This is a genomic window from Streptomyces sp. NPDC058051 (genome assembly GCF_042885475.1).
Lineage (GTDB): Bacteria > Actinomycetota > Actinomycetes > Streptomycetales > Streptomycetaceae > Streptomyces.
The window spans coordinates 525750-542904 of record NZ_JBHVRW010000002.1 but is presented as its reverse complement, the minus strand read 5'-3'; the positions used below and the strand labels follow the sequence as shown (position 1 = coordinate 542904).

The 17155-nt window shown below is 69.1% G+C and carries 13 protein-coding genes and 1 rRNA gene; 6 read left to right on the top strand and 8 right to left on the bottom strand.

The window, feature by feature from the left end:
* A 16S ribosomal RNA gene (locus tag ACFVUT_RS05725) occupies window positions 1-1126 on the bottom strand; the annotation flags it as partial.
* A 687-nt stretch (window positions 1127-1813) separates the two neighbouring features.
* On the opposite strand from ACFVUT_RS05725, the gene ACFVUT_RS05720 reads away from it, so the two are divergent.
* Both ACFVUT_RS05720 and ptsP read left to right on the top strand, forming a co-directional pair.
* Window positions 1814-2263 carry a PTS glucose transporter subunit IIA gene (locus ACFVUT_RS05720; RefSeq protein WP_389647697.1) on the top strand — a complete coding sequence of 150 codons (450 nt, stop codon included), beginning with the start codon at window positions 1814-1816 and terminating at the stop codon, window positions 2261-2263.
* A 76-nt stretch (window positions 2264-2339) separates the two neighbouring features.
* Window positions 2340-4010, top strand: coding sequence for a phosphoenolpyruvate--protein phosphotransferase (ptsP, locus tag ACFVUT_RS05715; RefSeq protein WP_389647694.1), 1671 nt, complete (start codon window positions 2340-2342; stop codon window positions 4008-4010).
* A 62-nt stretch (window positions 4011-4072) separates the two neighbouring features.
* On the opposite strand, the gene ACFVUT_RS05710 is transcribed toward ptsP, so the two are convergent.
* Both ACFVUT_RS05710 and ACFVUT_RS05705 read right to left on the bottom strand, forming a co-directional pair.
* Window positions 4073-5008, bottom strand: a complete 936-nt coding sequence (locus tag ACFVUT_RS05710; RefSeq protein ID WP_389647691.1) for a hypothetical protein — start codon at window positions 5006-5008, stop codon at window positions 4073-4075.
* A gap of 66 nt (window positions 5009-5074) precedes the next feature.
* Complete coding sequence (locus ACFVUT_RS05705; protein WP_389647688.1) at window positions 5075-7051, bottom strand: acetoacetate--CoA ligase; 1977 nt, start codon at window positions 7049-7051, stop codon at window positions 5075-5077.
* A gap of 221 nt (window positions 7052-7272) precedes the next feature.
* Here ACFVUT_RS05705 and ACFVUT_RS05700 point away from each other — a divergent pair, with 221 nt between their 5' ends.
* Window positions 7273-9624, top strand: coding sequence for a glycoside hydrolase family 31 protein (locus ACFVUT_RS05700; RefSeq protein ID WP_389647684.1), 2352 nt, complete (start codon window positions 7273-7275; stop codon window positions 9622-9624).
* A 201-nt stretch (window positions 9625-9825) separates the two neighbouring features.
* On the opposite strand, the gene ACFVUT_RS05695 is transcribed toward ACFVUT_RS05700, so the two are convergent.
* Window positions 9826-10368, bottom strand: a complete 543-nt coding sequence (locus tag ACFVUT_RS05695) for an NUDIX domain-containing protein (RefSeq protein WP_389647681.1) — start codon at window positions 10366-10368, stop codon at window positions 9826-9828.
* 57 nt (window positions 10369-10425) lie between these two features.
* Between ACFVUT_RS05695 and ACFVUT_RS05690 the strand changes: the two genes are divergently transcribed.
* Together ACFVUT_RS05690 and ACFVUT_RS05685 are read left to right on the top strand one after the other, a co-directional pair.
* Window positions 10426-11232 carry a M15 family metallopeptidase gene (locus tag ACFVUT_RS05690; protein WP_389647678.1) on the top strand — a complete coding sequence of 269 codons (807 nt, stop codon included), beginning with the start codon at window positions 10426-10428 and terminating at the stop codon, window positions 11230-11232.
* A gap of 156 nt (window positions 11233-11388) precedes the next feature.
* Window positions 11389-11736 (top strand): Mpo1-like protein, encoded by a 348-nt coding sequence (locus tag ACFVUT_RS05685; RefSeq protein WP_389647675.1) that lies wholly within the window; start codon window positions 11389-11391, stop codon window positions 11734-11736.
* A 139-nt stretch (window positions 11737-11875) separates the two neighbouring features.
* Here ACFVUT_RS05685 and ACFVUT_RS05680 read toward each other — a convergent pair whose 3' ends face one another.
* From ACFVUT_RS05680 to ACFVUT_RS05665, 4 genes are read right to left on the bottom strand one after another with little or no spacing between them, the layout of a single operon-like run.
* Window positions 11876-12481, bottom strand: coding sequence for an ATP/GTP-binding protein (locus tag ACFVUT_RS05680; RefSeq protein ID WP_389647672.1), 606 nt, complete (start codon window positions 12479-12481; stop codon window positions 11876-11878).
* Complete coding sequence (locus ACFVUT_RS05675; RefSeq protein ID WP_389647669.1) at window positions 12462-12884, bottom strand: DUF742 domain-containing protein; 423 nt, start codon at window positions 12882-12884, stop codon at window positions 12462-12464. Before ACFVUT_RS05675 ends, ACFVUT_RS05680 begins: the two co-directional genes overlap by 20 nt.
* 9 nt (window positions 12885-12893) lie before the next feature.
* A complete protein-coding gene (locus tag ACFVUT_RS05670) occupies window positions 12894-13337 on the bottom strand; it encodes a roadblock/LC7 domain-containing protein (protein WP_389647666.1) in 444 nt (147 codons plus the stop codon).
* On the bottom strand, window positions 13334-16222 hold the full coding sequence (locus tag ACFVUT_RS05665; protein WP_389647663.1) for a nitrate- and nitrite sensing domain-containing protein: 2889 nt from the start codon (window positions 16220-16222) through the stop codon (window positions 13334-13336). Before ACFVUT_RS05665 ends, ACFVUT_RS05670 begins: the two co-directional genes overlap by 4 nt.
* Window positions 16223-16637: 415 nt before the next feature.
* Here ACFVUT_RS05665 and ACFVUT_RS05660 point away from each other — a divergent pair, with 415 nt between their 5' ends.
* Complete coding sequence (locus tag ACFVUT_RS05660) at window positions 16638-17117, top strand: hypothetical protein (RefSeq protein ID WP_389647660.1); 480 nt, start codon at window positions 16638-16640, stop codon at window positions 17115-17117.
* The last annotated feature ends 38 nt before the right edge of the window (window positions 17118-17155 follow it).

The following is a 17155-nucleotide window of genomic DNA, read 5'->3' as shown; positions in this document are numbered from 1 at the left end:
TCCCCATCACCCCGAAGGGCATGCTGGCAACACAGAACAAGGGTTGCGCTCGTTGCGGGACTTAACCCAACATCTCACGACACGAGCTGACGACAGCCATGCACCACCTGTACACCGACCACAAGGGGGGCACCATCTCTGATGCTTTCCGGTGTATGTCAAGCCTTGGTAAGGTTCTTCGCGTTGCGTCGAATTAAGCCACATGCTCCGCTGCTTGTGCGGGCCCCCGTCAATTCCTTTGAGTTTTAGCCTTGCGGCCGTACTCCCCAGGCGGGGAACTTAATGCGTTAGCTGCGGCACCGACGACGTGGAATGTCGCCAACACCTAGTTCCCAACGTTTACGGCGTGGACTACCAGGGTATCTAATCCTGTTCGCTCCCCACGCTTTCGCTCCTCAGCGTCAGTAATGGCCCAGAGATCCGCCTTCGCCACCGGTGTTCCTCCTGATATCTGCGCATTTCACCGCTACACCAGGAATTCCGATCTCCCCTACCACACTCTAGCCTGCCCGTATCGACTGCAGACCCGGGGTTAAGCCCCGGGCTTTCACAACCGACGCAACAAGCCGCCTACGAGCTCTTTACGCCCAATAATTCCGGACAACGCTTGCGCCCTACGTATTACCGCGGCTGCTGGCACGTAGTTAGCCGGCGCTTCTTCTGCAGGTACCGTCACTTTCGCTTCTTCCCTGCTGAAAGAGGTTTACAACCCGAAGGCCGTCATCCCTCACGCGGCGTCGCTGCATCAGGCTTTCGCCCATTGTGCAATATTCCCCACTGCTGCCTCCCGTAGGAGTCTGGGCCGTGTCTCAGTCCCAGTGTGGCCGGTCGCCCTCTCAGGCCGGCTACCCGTCGTCGCCTTGGTAGGCCATCACCCCACCAACAAGCTGATAGGCCGCGGGCTCATCCTTCACCGCCGGAGCTTTCAACCCCGTCCCATGCAGGACAGAGTGTTATCCGGTATTAGACCCCGTTTCCAGGGCTTGTCCCAGAGTGAAGGGCAGATTGCCCACGTGTTACTCACCCGTTCGCCACTAATCCACCCCGAAAGGCTTCATCGTTCGACTTGCATGTGTTAAGCACGCCGCCAGCGTTCGTCCTGAGCCAGGATCAAACTCTCCGTGAATGTTTTCCCGTAATCGGGACAACACAACACGAGAGCGGAACAACCAGTCGGAATAAGACCGGTCGTTCACAGCGTCCTCGCTGTGTAAATTGCCTGCCGGATCCAGTGGATCCCGCAGGACTTTCAAAGGAACCACCAACCTGCCGAAGCAGGCCGGGGTATCAACATATCTGGCGTTGACTTTTGGCACGCTGTTGAGTTCTCAAGGAACGGACGCTTCCTTTGTACTCACCCTCTCGGGCTTTCCTCCGGGCTTTTCCCTTCGGTCTTGCGTTTCCGACTCTATCAGACTCTTTCGCGTCCGATTCCCGGTCGAAGCGGGCCTCGCAATTTCCGCCTTCCGGTTCTCCGCTTTCGCGTTTCCCTTTCCGGCGAGTCCGACTCTATCAGCCCTTTTTCACTCCCCTGACCAACCTCCTGCAGGCATGCAGGTGCCGATCCGAGTAAGAACGTGGGCTTGAAAGTCGCCACCGGCCCCCGACTCGAAGTCGCACCGGGGCCAGGCAGGGGTACGACAGTACAGGCCGCCGGGAGTCGAGGCAAATCGTTTCCGGTGCCCCTCTAAGGCCGCGTATCGCCAGGACTCGGGCGGAACCGGGACTTCTTATGACTTACTCTGCTGATCAGTACGCCGTCACCCACAAGCTGTGACGGCGCCGTTCCAGCTCCACCCCTGGGAGGTTCCCCATGACCACTGTGACGTCCCCTCTTGCCGGACGTGCCATCGGGCTCGCCGCGGTACCGGACCCGGTCTTCTCCGGCGCGATGGTGGGGCCCGGAACCGCCGTTGATCCCGTGCGCGAACCGTCCGCGGCCGTGTCGCCCGTCGACGGCATCGTCGTCTCCCTGCACCCCCACGCCTTCGTCGTCGTGGACCAGGACGGACACGGTGTTCTCGTGCACCTCGGCATCGACACCGTTCAGCTCAATGGTGAAGGCTTCGAGTTGCTCGTGAACAAGGGGGATAGGGTCACGCGCGGCCAGGGCATCGTGCAGTGGGATCCCGCGGGCGTCGAAGCAGCCGGAAAGTCGCCCGTGTGCCCGGTCGTCGCGCTGGAGGCCACCACTGATTCCCTTTCCGACGTCCGCGAGGACGGCGACGTGAAGATCGGTGACACGTTGTTCGGTTGGCAGTGACGGCCCCGGCGCGATGACAGCCGACTGGATATCCACCGCGGAGGCACGGACCGCCGCACGACCGGGGACGGGTGAAATGGAGACAACGCTGCGAGGCGTGGGTGTGAGCCACGGAGTGGCGATCGGCGAAGTGCGGCACATGGGCACAGCGGTACTCGAACCGCCGGCCAAACAGATCCCGGCCGAGGAGGCGGAACGCGAACAGGGGCGCGCCCGCCAGGGTGTGGAGGCCGTGGCGGCCGACCTGATCGCGCGGGGCAATCTGGCCGGTGGCGAGGCTCAGCATGTGCTTGAGGCGCAGGCCATGATGGCGCAGGACCCCGAGCTGATGGCCGATGTGGAACGGCGTATCGCGGTCGGCAGCACCGCCGAGCGCGCCGTCTACGACGCGTTCGCCGCCTACCGCGCGCTGCTCGCCAATGCCGGGGAGTACCTGGCGGGACGGGTGGCCGACCTCGACGACGTGCGCAACCGGATCGTGGCCCGCCTGCTCGGCGTGCCGATGCCCGGCGTGCCCGACAGCGACGAGCCCTATGTACTGATCGCTCGGGATCTCGCGCCCGCCGACACGGCGCTGCTCGACCCGGCTCTGGTCCTCGGCTTCGTCACCGAGGAGGGCGGACCGACCAGTCACAGCGCGATCCTGGCGCGGGCGCTCGGTGTCCCCGCCGTGGTGGCGCTTCCCGGTGCCGGTGAGCTGGCGGAGGGCACGATCGTCGCGGTGGACGGAAGCACGGGTGAGATCTTCGTCCGGCCCAGCGCCGAGAAGCGTGCGGAGATGGAGAGCGCCGCTGCGGCGCGCAAGGCCGCGCTCTCCGCTTCGACCGGCCCCGGCGCCACCTCCGACGGTCACAAGGTCCCCCTGCTCGCCAACATCGGCGGTCCGGACGACGTGCCGGCGGCGGTCGAGGCCGGCGCCGAGGGCGTGGGCCTGTTCCGTACCGAGTTCCTGTTCCTGGACGACAGCACGCAGGCGCCGTCCCGGGAGAAGCAGGTCGCGGCGTACCGTGCGGTGCTGGAGGCGTTTCCCGAGGGGCGCGTCGTGGTGCGGGTGCTGGATGCCGGTGCCGACAAGCCGCTGGACTTCCTGACGCCCGCGGACGAGCCGAATCCGGCACTGGGCGTGCGCGGACTGCGGAGCCTGCTGGACCACCCCGAGGTGCTGCGGACCCAGCTCACCGCGCTGGCCGAGGCAGCCCAGGGCCTGCCCGTCCACCTTGAGGTCATGGCTCCGATGGTGGCCGACCGGACGGACGCGAGGGCCTTCGCCGACGCCTGTCGCGAAGCCGGGCTGCACGCGAAGTTCGGTGCGATGGTGGAGATCCCGTCCGCCGCGCTGCGGGCGCGTTCGATCCTGCGAGAGGTGGAGTTCCTGTCGCTGGGCACCAATGACCTGGCCCAGTACACCTTTGCCGCCGACCGCCAGGTGGGCGCAGTGTCCCGGCTGCAGGATCCGTGGCAGCCTGCACTGCTCGACCTGGTGGCGTTGTCGGCGGAGGCGGCCGGGGCCGAGGGCAAGAGCTGTGGTGTCTGTGGTGAGGCCGCCTCCGATCCCCTGCTCGCCTGTGTCCTGACGGGGCTGGGTGTGACGTCGCTGTCGATGGGTGCCGCGTCCCTGCCCTATGTCCGCGCCACGCTGGCGAAGCACACGCTCGCGCAGTGCGAGCGTGCCGCTTCGGCCGCGCGTGCGGCGGACTCCGCCGAAGAGGCGCGGGTGGCCGCTCAGGCGGTGCTGTCCGGCGAGTAGCGCGGAGGTGTCCGCGGTGAAGGGGCTCTCCGGTCGTGGTGCCGGGGAGCCCCTTCGGGCTGTCAGCGGTGCGTCTCCGGTTCGTCTGCGCCGAGGTCGAAACCCGCGCAGTACTCCACGTGCGACTCCGGAGCGACGGGTTCGCCGGTGTCGGCGTCGGTGCAGTAGGCGTTGAACACCTCACCCGCGGTGAGCGGGGCCAGGCCGCCGCGGGCCAGCCGCCAGCCGTGGACCCTGTCCTGCGTGCCCGGGTTGCTCGTACGGAGTACGACTCCCCCGGGCTTTTCGAGGGCGATACCGACGGCGAGCACCGTGACGAACTCGGCTCCTTCCGCTGTTTCGAGTCGAGCTGGTCCCGTGGCGCCGCGCTCGGTGTGCAGGACGGCGATCAGGTGCTCGTTCTCCGTGGGGGTGCTGCAGACGAGGTGGTGGGTGCCCGGGCCTGCCGATTCCAGCATGCGCAGCAGCAGATGGGAGGCCCGGTCGAAGGCGGCCCGGCCGATGTCCTGGCCGCAGTCCGCGCATGCTCCGAGGTCGGCCAGGGTCATCGTGGCGTACTCCCAGGTCGCCCGGCGGACGGCTCGGCTGACCAGGAGTGGGATCAGGGTGTCGATGGGCTGCCCGCTGTACGCGACGGTGGCGCCGGCCGAGGCGATCTCGGCGGTGAAACGGCTGCGACTGGCGGAAGCGTCCGGGACGATGCCCGACTCGGCACAGAACTCCGCGTATTCCTCCGGGTCGAACAGGGCGATCGTCGCGTGCACGCCCTGTGCGGCGAAGTCCTTCAGGAGGTCTTCGACGTGCCGCAGATAGACCGTGTGGTCGTCGAACGTGAAGGTGCGGTAGTGCCGCATCGCCGCGAAGTCCCGCTCGTCGGCCAGGAGGCCGATGGTGCTGGGTGCTTCGCGGCGCAGCGTTCGTCGCATGGATGTGCCGGACCGGTGGTCCCCGTCGGCCCCGTTGTGCTCGGCGTGCGTGGTGTTCCTGTCGTGCGCCATGACTCCCCCAGTGCACTGTCGATCATTGCTCACTCAGAGTAACCATGGGCTCGGACAGTGTGGCGGTCAGTGACGCTTGTGGGCGAGGTCCTCGTAGAAGTGGAGGAGTTCGAGGTTGTCAATCGAGCCGGGATTGACCGCCTTGGCCAGGGCCGCACCTTGCAGGAGGCGTTTGACCGGAACCTCGATGCGCTTGCCGGTCAGGGTGTGCGGGATGCCGGGGACCTCGATGATCTCGTCCGGGACATGACGTGGGGAGAGGTTCTTGCGGATGGTCTGCTTGATGCTGTCCCGCAGGTTGTCGTCGAGCACGGCCCCGTCCGCGAGGTGCACGAAGAGCGGCATCCAGTACCCGCCGTCGGGCTCCTCGATACCGATGACGAGCGATTCGCGGATTTCGGGGAGGCGTTCGACCGCTTCGTAGATGTCGGCTGAGCCCATCCGTACGCCTTGGCGGTTCAGGGTGGAGTCGGAGCGGCCGTGGATGACGACCGAACCGTGGTCGGTGATCGTGATCCAGTCACCATGACGCCAGACGCCGGGGTACATGTCGAAGTAGCTGTCGTGGTAGCGGCGACCGTCGGGGTCGTTCCAGAAGCGGATCGGCATCGAGGGCATGGGCGCGGTGACGACGAGTTCGCCGACCTCGCCGATGAGCGGTTTGCCCGCGGGATCCCAGGATCGCAGGTCCGTGCCGAGGCACGGTGCCTGGAGCTCGCCGATGTGCACGGGAAGGGTGGGGACCGCGCCGGCGAAGCAGCTGCAGACGTCCGTTCCGCCGCTGACGGACGCGATCCACAGGTTGTCGTCGACCTCGTCGTGGAGCCAGCGGAATCCGTCGGGCGGGAGCGGGGAGCCGGTGGTGGCGACGCACTGGACGCGGGAGAGGTCGAAGTCGCGCCCCGGGTGGATGTCGGCCTTGCGGCAGGCCATGACGTAGGCCGCGGAGGTACCGAAGAGTGTCGCTCCGGTCTGTTCGGCGACCCGCCACTGGGCGCTGACGTCCGGATGGCCCGGGCTGCCGTCGTACAGCACGAGCGTGGTCCCGGTGAGCAGGCCGGAGACGAGGAAGTTCCACATCATCCAGCCGGTGGAGGTGTACCAGAAGAACCGGTCGTCGGGGCCGAGGTCGCAGTGCAGACCGAGTTGCTTGAAGTGTTCCAGCAGGATGCCGCCCTGGGACTGGACGATCGCCTTGGGGAGTCCGGTGGTGCCCGAGGAGTAGAGCACCCACAGCGGATGGTCGAAGGGGACCTGTTCGAAGACGGGGTCGGTGTCCGCGGACGTGAGGGCGGACCATTCGAGAGCGCCCTCGGGGGCCTCGGTGCCCAGCAGCGGGATGTGGACGACGGCGCGCAGGGTGGGGAGTTCGCGGCGGAGTTCGGCGACCGTGTCGGCGCGGTCGTGCTCCTTGCCGCCGTAACGGTAGCCGTCGACGGCGAAGAGGACGACGGGCTCGACCTGCTGAAAGCGGTCGAGGACGCTGCGGGCGCCGAAGTCCGGGGCGCAGGAGGTCCAGACGCCGCCGACGGCCGCGGTGGCGAGGAAGGCGACGACGGCCTGGGGGATGTTCGGGAGGTAGGCGCTGACGCGGTCGCCGGGTGCGACGCCGAGCGCACGGAGCTCGGCGGCGAGCGATCCGACCCGGCGTCGGAGTTCGGACCACGAGACGGGGACCTGGGTATGGGTCTCGTCGACGTGGAGCAGGGCGGGGGCGTCCGCGCGCAGGGGGTTCTCGGCGGTGCGCAGGGCGTGTTCGGCGTAGTTGAGGGTGGCGCCGGGGAACCATTGGGCGCCCGGCATGGTGCGGTCGCCGATGACCGCCTCGTACGGGGTGGAGAACCGTACGTCGAACCAGTCGGCGACGGCCTGCCAGAAGGTGTCGAGGCGGTCGACCGACCAGCGGTGCAGCGCCGGGTAACCGCCGTCGGCCGGTGCTCCGTACCGTTCGGCCGCCCAGCTCTGGAAGCGGGTGACGGCCGCGGCCGCGATACGGTCGGGGCCGGGTTCCCAGAGGGGGGCTTCGTCGGCTGCTGCGGTCATGGGGCGGCTCCCTGGCTGCACGGATACGCGGGATGGGCGTGGTGCGCGCACACGTGCTGGGGTGTGCGCGTGAGGCGGCTTTTACGGACGATGCCACGTGATCGTCCTTCGCACCAGGGTTCGCCGACCACGGTCGCGTGTCCGGATATGTGGTCCGGCCACGGGTGAACGGAAGTTGAACGGAGCCCGCGCCCGACCTGCCGGGTGGCAGGGTGAGCTGCATGAACGGTCGTGACCTGGTGCGCTCGGTGAAGATGGTGGGTTCGGTGCGGGGGCTGCGCGTGGTGCGCTCCTCCTTGCGGCGTCGGAACGCGGATGCGCGGTCGCTGCCGCGGCGCGGAACGGAACGCGCGCGGGTGCCGGGACTCGTGGTGGGGGCGGAGCCGGAACCGGGCGGTGGAGTGGTGCGGTTCGCGCGCTCGAAGCTGCGGATCCGGGTGGCGGTGGGCGGTTCGGTGTTCTGGGGCTGGGACGGGGCGGAGCCGTTGCCGTCGTACGCACTGGCCGGGGCTGTGCCCGAGGCGGATCCGCGGGCCGAGCTGGAACCGGGCAAGGACGGTGGCTGGCAAGTGGTCTCGGAACGGATGACCGTGGTCGTGTCGAGGCACGGGGCCGTCGAGCTGCTCACTCCTGGCGGGGTGGTGCTCCGGCGCGAGTTGCCGCCGCGGTGGTGGGAGCCGGTGGCGGGAGGTGTCGCGCGGTGGGTGCAGCGTTCCGAGGTGCCGGCCGACGCGCGCTTCTTCGGACTGGGCGGACGGGCTTCGGGGCCGCGGCTGCGGGACGGGGTGTACGGGCTGTGGAACACCGATCCGGGCGGGCGTTTCGGACCGGGTGACGATCCGCTGTATCTGACGATGCCCGTGCAGGTGGTGGTCTCGGATGCGGGGACACATCTGGTGTTCCACGACAACACATGGTCGGGGCAGGTGAGGCTGCGCGAGGGCGAGGAGGGTGCGGGGTCCGGCCATGACCGTCCGGGGATGTGCGAGGTGCGGATGGACGGGGGTCCGCTGCGCTGCTGGGTCGTGGCCGGTACGCCCGCCCGGGTGCTGCGGGGGTGGACGGCGCTCACGGGTGCGCCCGCGCTGCCGCCGTCCTGGGCGCTGGGCCCGCAGCACGCCCGGTGGGGATTCGGGAGCGAGCGGGAGGTGCGGCGGATCGTCGACGGGTACCGGGAGCGGGGGCTTGCCCTGTCCGCCCTGCATCTGGACATCGACCACTACGACGGGCATCGGGTGTTCACGGTCGACCGCGAGCGCTTTCCGGATCTTCCGGGACTGGCGAAGGAGTTGCGGGAGGGCGGGGTGCGCCTGGTGTCGATCGTGGATCCCGCGGTGCGGGCGGAGCCGGGGAACGCGGTGTTCGATTCCGGTACGGCGGTCGGCAGCGGCGGGGCGTTCGTCCGGGACGCGCGGGGGCGCGCGGTGCGCGGGGAGGTGTGGCCGGGTGAGTGCGTGTATCCGGACTTCACCGATCCGGTGGTGCGGGAGTGGTGGGGCGGTCTGTACGAGGAGCGGCTTGCGCAGGGCTTCTCCGGTGTGTGGCACGACATGAACGAACCGGTGTCCTTCGCGGCGTTCGGGGATCCGACGCTGCCCCTGTCGGCGCGGCACGCTCTGGAGGGGCACGGGGGTGATCACCGCGAGGCCCACAACGTGTACGGGCTGGCGATGGCGCGTGCCGGGTACGAAGGGCTTCGTCGGCTGCGCCCGCAGACCCGTCCCTTTCTGTTCTCGCGTTCCGGTTGGGCGGGGGTCCAGCGCTACGGCGGTACCTGGTCGGGTGATGTGGAGTCCAGTTGGCCCGGGCTGCGGGCCTCGCTGGCGCTGGTGCTGGGGCTGGGCCTGTGCGGGGTTCCGTATGCGGGGCCGGATGTGGGTGGCTTCGACGGGTCGCCGTCGCCGGAGCTGTATCTGCGGTGGTTCCAGTTGGGTGCGTATCTGCCGTTGTTCCGTACGCATGCGGCGATCGACGCGGGGCGGCGGGAGCCGTGGGAGTTCGGGCCGGAGGTGCTGGCGCACGCGCGGGCCGCGTTGGAGGAGCGCGAGCGGCTTCACCCCTACTTCGTGACGCTGGCGCAGTTGGCCCGGCTGACCGGTGCGCCGTATGTGCGGCCGCTCTGGTGGAGTGCGCCCGGGGAGCGGGCGTTGCGTGACTGCGAGGACGCGTTCTTGCTGGGGGATGCGCTGCTGGTGGCACCGGTGCTGGAGCGCGGTGCGGATCGTCGGGTGGTGCGGTTGCCGCGGGGGCGTTGGTACGACACGGCGACGGGCGAGGTGTTCGAGGGGCCGGGGCAGGTGGTGCTCGATGCTCCGTTGTCCCGGGTGCCGGTGCTGGCGCGGGCGGGTTCGGTGCTGCCGGTGCGGGGTGCGGACGGGGGTGTGGAGCTGGAGGTGTGGGCTCCGGCCGCGGGACGTGGTGGCGGCGGAGTGGTGATACGTGACGCGGGTGACGGCTGGGAACGGGCGGCGGTCGAGCGGTATGTGTCGCGGCTGGTGGGCGGGAGGGTTCTGGTGGAGCGGGAGGGTGAGGAGGGGCCGGTGGGCTACCCGGTGCGGGTGCGGGGGTTGTAGGCCCGCCGGACCCGCTCGGTGGAGGAGCGGGGTGTCCGGCGGTCGCGAGCCGGGACGTGGTCCTCGGAGGGGCGTACGCGGATCGGGGGGTGGAACGCGGCCTTCGGAGGCGCGTACGCGGGTCCGTGGAGCCGGAGCGCTCCCTTCGGGGGCGTACGCGCGTCGCGAGCCGGGGCGCGGTCTTGGGGTGCGTAGGGCCGGTCAGCGGTAGCCGCCCTCGAACCAGGTGCGGGAGGCCCGGGTGTGCAGGGGGAAGGCGAGTTCGACGGGTGTGCGGAGCAGGTGGAAGCCGGAGGTCTCGTCCGTCGGTGCTGAAGGCGGGAGGCCGGCCGCGGGACGTTCCGGAAGGAGGCCGAAGAGAAGCAGATGGCCGTCCGCGGCGCTGAGGGCGTCGGCGAGGCGGACGTCCCCTTCGTCGGCCTCGATGCCGGTCTCCTCCCGGAGTTCGCGCACGACCGCGTGCTGCCAGTCCTCGTCGTGGTCGATGAAGCCGCCGGGGAGGGCAAGGCCACCGCGGTGGGGCGGAATGGTGCGGGTGATCACGACGAGTCCGGTGCCGTCCGGGTCGACGACGGGGAGCAGGGCCACGGCGACCGGAAGCGGGTTGCGGTAGGCGGTGGCACCGCAGGCGGCGCAGGCGCGGGGCCAGGAGAGAGGGGACGCCGAAGCGGCGTACGGGGTTCCGCAGCTGCCGCAGTGGGAGTCCTTGGCCGGCTTGCGGGAGTTGCTCGTGGGCGTGGACACGCGCGGACTGTATCCGATCGCCTGCCGGACTCCCCCGCTCTCCTGGATTATGTGCTCATGACAGGCATCCGTTCCGCTTTCCGTGTCCTGGCAGCCGCTGCCGCCACCCTGCTCGCCGTCACCGCCGCGGCCCCCGCAGCGGTGGCGAAGCCCGAGCCGAAGGCCCCCGAGGAGTTCGTCGCGCTGCGTTCGGTGGATCCGACGATCATCGAGGAGATGCGTTACCCCACCGCGCACAACTTCATGGGCGAACCGGTGGACGGCTACCGCCAGCCGCTCTGCATCCTCACCCGGCCGGCCGCCCGTGCCCTGCACCGCGCGCAGACCCGGCTGCTGAAGCAGGGCTACTCGCTGAAGGTGTACGACTGCTACCGGCCGCAGCGGGCGGTCGACCACTTCGTCCGGTGGGCGGAGGATCTCGACGACGAGACCATGAAGGACGAGTTCTATCCCCGGGTCGACAAGACCCGGCTGTTCGCGGACGGTTACATCGCGGAGAAGTCCGGGCACAGCCGCGGCAGCACCGTGGACCTGACGCTGGTGAAGCTGCCTGCCGCGCCGACCGGGCCGTACGTGCCGGGCGAGAAGCAGGTGCCCTGTTACGCGCCCCAGGCAGAACGTTTCCCGGACAACTCCGTGGACATGGGTACCGGCTTCGACTGCTTCGACACGCTTTCGCACACCGATGACCCCCGTGTTCAGGGAACTCAGCGCGCCCATCGGCAGTTCCTCAAGAAGACGCTCACCGACGTCGGTTTCGTGAATCTGGCCGAGGAGTGGTGGCACTACACCTTCAAGCCCGAGGTGTTCCCCGACACCTATTTCGATTTCCCGGTGGCCAGGAGGTCCGTCGCGGGGCACTGACCCTTTCTCCGGCCCCGGGCACAGCACCGGGGCGGTGAAGAAGGGACAGCCTCGATCACCTGACGGGTTCCGGCCGCCCGAGGGTTGTCCCGTAGCCTCCTGCGCGGTGACGGGGCAACCGTTTCCGGTTGCCGTTCCAACCATTACGGTGCCTGTATGTCGCAGCAGACGTTCGATTCATACGAAGAGTTCTGGCCTTACTACGTCGCCATGCACTCCAGGGCCGCCACCCGCTGGGTCCATCTGACGGGCACCCTCACCGGTCTCGCCGTCACCGCGTACGGCCTGGCCCGGGGGCGCAAGAGGTACGCGGCCGCGCTGCCGCTCATCGGGTACGGGACCGCATGGCCCGCGCATTTCCTGATCGAGAAGAACAATCCGGCGACCTTCGGGCATCCCGCGTGGTCGCTGCGCGGCGACATACAGATGATCCGGATGATGCTGGCCGGTCGCGACCGCGAGCTGGCGGAGACCGCCGCCAAGTGGATCGCCGAGAACCGCTGACCCCGGCGGCGTCAACAGTCTTGACGGCCCCTCACGCGGAGAGAAAAATTCCGGCTCGGTCGGGTGACGACGCGCGGCCCGTACCCCGGTCGGCGGGGGTGCGGGCCGCGTACCCGGCGCTGAATCCGTCAGACGGTCACTACGTCCTGACGGGTTCGCGGGTGCGTTCCACGCGGGCCACCGCGTGCTCGACCACCGCCACCAGTACGTCCCGTGCGGAGGAGCGATCGCGCGCGTCGCACACGAGCACCGGCACCTCGGGGTCGAGGTCCAGTGCCGCCTGGACCGTCTCGACGGGGAACCGGTCGGCTCCCTCGAAGCAGTTGACAGCGACGGCGAACGGAATCGCCCGGCGTTCGAAGTAGTCGACCGCCGCGAAGCAGTCCTCCAGCCGCCGGGTGTCCGCGAGCACGACCGCCCCGAGCGCGCCCTGGGCCAGTTCGTCCCACAGGAACCAGAATCGGTCCTGGCCCGGGGTGCCGAACAGGTACAGCACCAGATCCTCGCGGAGGGTGATCCGGCCGAAGTCCATGGCGACGGTGGTGGTGGTCTTCGCCTCCACACCCGCCACGTCGTCCACCGGGCGGCCCACCTCGCTGAGCCGCTCCTCCGTACGCAGCGGCCTGATCTCGCTGACCGCACCCACCAGCGTCGTCTTGCCGACCCCGAACCCACCCGCCACCAGGATTTTCAGGGTGACAGGCTCGACGGGCCGACTGCTGCGGCTAGAGCGCCCGAAGACCATTGATCACCTCGCGAAGAATGCTCACATCCGGCAGCTCGGCCGGCGGAACGGGACGGGTCACGTGTACCAGTTCGTCCTCGACGAGATCACCGACCAGCACCCGGACCACCCCGACGGGGAGGTCCAGGCCGGCCGCGAGCTCGGCGATCGACTGGGGCATGCCACAACAGAGTTCGACGATCTCCACGTGTTCCGGGGAGAGCGTACGGTCCCCGTCGGGATCGTCGGCCGCGGGTTCCGGGACGACGATCGCGATGAGGTCGAGCCGATGACGGGTGGCGCTGCTGGTACGGCCCCGGGTCATCGCGTACGGACGGACCACGGGCCCCGCTTCGGCGTCGTACCAACGTGATGCCTGCGGGTCCGCGGACGTTGCCAGAGGTCTGGAGGAGTCAGCGCTCATGCCGTCCACTCACCCCCCGGCGGACAGACCGGTCGTCCGGGGAGCGTTGGTCAGGTGCGCGCCGACGCGCTTGACCATCAGCGTCATCTCGTACGCCACCTGGCCGACGTCCGAGTCGGCGTCGGCCAGCACGGCGAGACAGCTGCCGTCACCCGCCGCCGTGACGAAGAGGAACGCCTCGTCGAGCTCGACGACCGTCTGACGGACCCTGCCCGCGTCGAAGTGGCGCCCCACTCCCTTGGCGAGGCTGTGGAACCCGGAGGCGACGGCCGCCAGATGTTCGCTGTCCTCCCGGGTCAGGTCCTTGGACGTACCGGTGGCGAGGCCGTCGCTGGAGAGCACCAGCGCCTTGTGGATGCTGGCGACGCGCTCGACGAGTTCGTCGAGGAGCCAGTTGAGCTGGCCGGAGCCCTGGCGTGCGACGTCGGGTGCTGCGGCGTTCGGTGCGGTCATCGACCGTCCCCTCCCGGAGTGGTTCCTTGTGCTGTTTCACCGGGACCGGTCAGGTCCTCGGCATTCTGCCGACGGCCACGCTGCCAGCCCCGTTGGAGCGAAGCCATACGGCTGCGGACCTCATCCGCATCACGCTCGAAGTCGTCAGCCGGTTCCGTTCCGGCCGGTTCCGCGTCGCGGCCGCCGGTGACTTCGCGAAGCTGCGGGACGAGGCTGGCCTGCCGGATGCGCCGCGGCAGGCCGCCCACGGTCTCCCGTGCCGCGCTCGGTGCCGCCTCGGAAGCGGGTTCGGCGGGTGTGGTCGTCTCGGCGGGTCTCCGGAAGCCGTTGGGCTGCCGTGGTTCGGTCGGGTGTTGGGCCCCGGTGCGGTTGCCGGCGGCGGAGGGCCGCGGGCCGGCGGTCGACGGCGTGATCCCGTCGTCCGCGCCGGGACCGGCCCCGGCCGGGCCGGTCAGGACGTCGTGGTCGACCGTCGTGGGATGCGCGCGGCCCGCGTCATCGACCCTGCGGCCGTTGTCGGCGACCAGGGTCGGCGGTTTGCGGCGGGGCAAAGGTTCCGGACCGCCGGGACGCATCCTCCGTACGCCGGCAACGGAATCCGCCGCCCGGTCGGACGCCTGCTGGTGCTGTTCTCGGTCGGTCTCGCGCCGGAGGTCACGGGCGCGGAAGATGCTGCCGCGTTCGCTCTCGGTGTCGTCGATGTCCGACGCGCCACCCGGTACGGCACCGAGCAGGGGATCGAGCACGGCGTCGTTCTCGAAGTCGTCCGCTCCGACAGGTGCTTCGAGCTCGACGGGCCCGTCCAGGAGGGCCGGGTCCACGAGACCGGTGGGGACGGGTGCCAGACCGGAGGGCCTGCCGACCGCACGGCGGTCCCGCACACCGTCCCTGCGGTCCTTGTGGCTGCCTGTCTCCTGGCCGGTCCCTCTTCCGCTGCCGATCGCCTTCTCGGAACGGCGGTCGAGGCGGAATCCGGTGCCGTGCGTCTCCGGCGCTTCGGTGAGCAGCGCCGCCGGGATGAAGACGACCGCGGTCGTGCCACCGTACGGAGATGTCTGCAGCGAGACACGGACGTTCTGCCGCTGGGCGAGGCGGCTGACCACGAAGAGGCCGAGCCGGTCGGTGTCGGAGAGTTCGAACTCGGGGGTCTCGGCGAGTCTCAGGTTGGCGTCGAGAAGGATGTCGGGAGCCATGCCGAGGCCACGGTCGTGGATTTCGAGAGTGAAGCCGTTGGAGACCCGTTCACCGAGTACCTGGACCGCGGTGTGCGGGGGCGAGAACACGGTCGCGTTCTCCAGGAGTTCGGCGATCAAGTGCGTGAGGTCGGCGACGGCGGGGCCGCCCACACCGAGGCGGGGCAGTCGGCGGACCTCGATCCGCTCGTAGTCCTCGACCTCGGCGACCGCCGCCCGTACCACGTCCATCAGCTGGACGGGCTTGCGCCACTGGCGGGACGGTGCGGCACCGGAGAGGATCACCAGGCCCTCGGCGTGGCGCCGCATACGGGTGGTGAGGTGGTCGAGGCGGAAGAGATCGGCGAGTTCGTCGGTGTTCTCGGTGCGGCGCTCCATGGTGTCGAGGAGCGTCAGCTGCCGGTGCAGCAGGACCTGGTTGCGGCGGGCGAGGTTGACGAAGACCTCGGACACTCCGCGACGCATGTCCGCCTGCTTGACCGCGGCTTCGACGGCGGCCCGTTGAAGGGTGTTGAGAGCCTGGCCGACCTGGCCGATCTCGTCCCGTTCGTACTGGAGGTGCGGTGCCTCGGTCTCGACGTCGACCTGTTCCCCCGCGGCGAGCCGGCGCATCACGCTCGGCAGTCGTACGCCGGAGACCTCATGGGCGTCCTTGCGGAGCCGCGAGAGGTCACGGACGAGTTCGCGGCCGATGCGCACGGAGACGAACACCGAGGCGAGCAGGGCGAGGAATCCGAGGACGCCCGCGATCCCGGCCTTGATCAGCACGCTGTAGCCGGCGGGCTTGCCGCGGTCCTGGAAACGGTTGTTCATCTCGGTGGAGTCGTTGGCCAACCGGTCCAGGACCGGCGTGGCCACCTCCTGCCAGCGCTCGGCGTCGACCGATCGCGGGTCCTCGGCGGGACCGCCGTTGATGAGTGTGTTCTCCGCGGTCCGTAACGCCTCGCTGTCCGGGCCGGCCCAGTACCGCTCCACCTGTTGGCGTTCCGAGGAGGGAAGCATCTCGCCATTGATCTCGTAGAGCAGCTTGCGGTTGGCCACGAGGTCGGAGATCTGGCGGAGTTCGGAAGCGGTGAGCCGTCCGGCGATGAGCGACGAGGCGACCAGGGCGTCTTCCCGGGAGAGCATTTCGCGGGCCCGCGAGATTCCGGCCAACGCTCTGACCTGCTTGTCCATCGACACGTTCTCCATCGTGCGGAGACCGGTCAGAAAGCGATAGCAGGGGTCTATGAGACGGTCGTAGAACTCCATCGCCTTGAGCCGGTCGATGGTGCGTTCCTCGACCGAATCACGGAGCGCGCCGAGCCCCTCGACAGTGCCGAGGACGGAGTTCAGCTGTGTTTCGTCCTCGGGTCGCAGTGCGTCGCGAATGTCCTTCTGGCTCGCGCTGTTCCTGACATCCGCCAGGACCCGGTCGGTGACTCCGCGTTGGCGTTCCAGCAGGGGCAGAGCGTTGGAGGCCCGGGGGTCCGCGAGGAAGACCAGGGTCTGGCGGCGCTCGTCCTGGATGGCGCGGACCGTGTCCTCCAGGGGATGACCGACCTTCTCCACGACCGTGCTCGCGCTCAGCAGGTGCCCGGCCTCGCGCCCTGTCAGGAAAGTGGCGAAACCCCAGAGCGCGGTGAGGGAGACGAGCGGTACGAGCAGCAACGCCACGATCTTCCTGCGGATGGACTTCCCGCGAAAGCGCATGGCCTCCCCCAGCCCGACCCCGCGGGGCGGGGGTCGTGTTCCGTCAGCAAACGGCGCGAGCCTACTACCGACCGGGAGACAAGCCGAAGAGATGTCCGGACGATTTTCAGCCGCACTCTTCGGCGTTGATCATGAGTTTTCCCGGTATTCCGGGCGATGAAATTCGCGAAAGCGGCAGAAGAGACCTGTCAGAGCATCACACCGTTCGGTGGGGCAGTTGGCTGGAATTCTTCGTTCGGTGACGGCCTCCGGGAATCTTCACGCCTGGTCACTCGTCTCTCTGTACGAGTCAGCGGGAACACGGGGAGTGCCGGCGGGGAGTGCTGGGGGCAGGACCGACCGATCCGCTCGCGTAGAAACGGCGCGTGCCGGGCAGCAACCCTGAAGTCCGACATCGGTGGGGAGTTGAGAGTCCTTGAATACGGAAGAGCGTCGTCGCCCGGTGTCGTCGACACCGACGGCGGCGGCTCCGGTGGCGACCGGTGGGGCGACGATCCCGCGCCAGCAGCATCGGCAGCTCTGGATGGAGGAGCCTGCGGTCCGGCGGCGGATGCCGGACCCGGTCCGTACGGCCGCCGTGCGTGCCGTCCTCATCCTGTCGCTGACGATCATCCAGGCCATGGTGGCGTTCCTGTGCACGCTGACGGCGTCCTGGCTGGCCTTTCCGATGGTGCTGAGCAGCGTCGGCAGCACGGTGGTGGCTACCTGGTCGGTGCTGGACGTCTGGGTCACCCGGCAGGTCTGGAACCAGCGCAACGGCGTGGTGTCCGAACCGAGCAGTTCGGCGCGGCAATTGCGCCGTGAGCGGCGCAGAGCCCGGCGGGAGGCGCGGACGGCGCGTCGCGAGGACGCGCGAATACGCCGCCGGGGCGCGGGGAGTCTCTCGCGGGCCTGAGCGCGGCCCGGCGTGTCCGAGGGACGGACCGGGCTCGC

Coding starts and splice junctions, on each gene's coding strand:
- ACFVUT_RS05675 (WP_389647669.1), bottom strand. CDS start 12,884: ATGAGCGCTGACTCCTCCAGACCTCTGGCAACGTCCGCGGACCCGCAG.
- ACFVUT_RS05685 (WP_389647675.1), top strand. CDS start 11,389: ATGTCGCAGCAGACGTTCGATTCATACGAAGAGTTCTGGCCTTACTAC.
- ptsP (WP_389647694.1), top strand. CDS start 2,340: ATGGAGACAACGCTGCGAGGCGTGGGTGTGAGCCACGGAGTGGCGATC.
- ACFVUT_RS05690 (WP_389647678.1), top strand. CDS start 10,426: ATGACAGGCATCCGTTCCGCTTTCCGTGTCCTGGCAGCCGCTGCCGCC.
- ACFVUT_RS05665 (WP_389647663.1), bottom strand. CDS start 16,222: ATGCGCTTTCGCGGGAAGTCCATCCGCAGGAAGATCGTGGCGTTGCTG.
- ACFVUT_RS05670 (WP_389647666.1), bottom strand. CDS start 13,337: ATGACCGCACCGAACGCCGCAGCACCCGACGTCGCACGCCAGGGCTCC.
- ACFVUT_RS05680 (WP_389647672.1), bottom strand. CDS start 12,481: ATGGTCTTCGGGCGCTCTAGCCGCAGCAGTCGGCCCGTCGAGCCTGTC.
- ACFVUT_RS05700 (WP_389647684.1), top strand. CDS start 7,273: ATGAACGGTCGTGACCTGGTGCGCTCGGTGAAGATGGTGGGTTCGGTG.
- ACFVUT_RS05705 (WP_389647688.1), bottom strand. CDS start 7,051: ATGACCGCAGCAGCCGACGAAGCCCCCCTCTGGGAACCCGGCCCCGAC.
- ACFVUT_RS05710 (WP_389647691.1), bottom strand. CDS start 5,008: ATGGCGCACGACAGGAACACCACGCACGCCGAGCACAACGGGGCCGAC.
- ACFVUT_RS05720 (WP_389647697.1), top strand. CDS start 1,814: ATGACCACTGTGACGTCCCCTCTTGCCGGACGTGCCATCGGGCTCGCC.